Raw genomic sequence first — 255 nt, 5'->3', positions numbered from 1 at the left:
CCAAGGCGCGCACGCCGGTTTGCGGAGCGATCAGCGGCAGGCTGCGGCCGGACGAGACCTGCTCTTCACGGAAGGAGCGCGCGATCTGGTTGGCGTAGCACATGGCATTGTCGTAGGCCAGGTCGCCATCGGCGTCGCTGAGGTTGCGCAGTCGGCTGGTGAATTCGAGCTTGGGCTGGCGGATGATGTCGAACACCGAGCTCATGCCCATCTGCGGCATGGCGTCGGCGAAGCTGAGGCGCCCGGCGATGCGGG

At 67.1% G+C, this 255-nt stretch carries 1 protein-coding gene; it reads right to left on the bottom strand.

Features of this window, described 5'->3' with window-relative positions:
* On the bottom strand, nucleotides 1-255 hold a 255-nt coding region (locus QMX89_RS22865), incomplete at both ends, for a Tc toxin subunit A (RefSeq protein WP_282349968.1).

The organism is Pseudomonas sp. PS01301 (assembly GCF_029960215.1).
In the GTDB taxonomy this organism is placed as follows: Bacteria; Pseudomonadota; Gammaproteobacteria; order Pseudomonadales; family Pseudomonadaceae; genus Aquipseudomonas; species Aquipseudomonas coleopterorum.
This window is presented reverse-complemented; position numbering and strand designations above follow the sequence as displayed.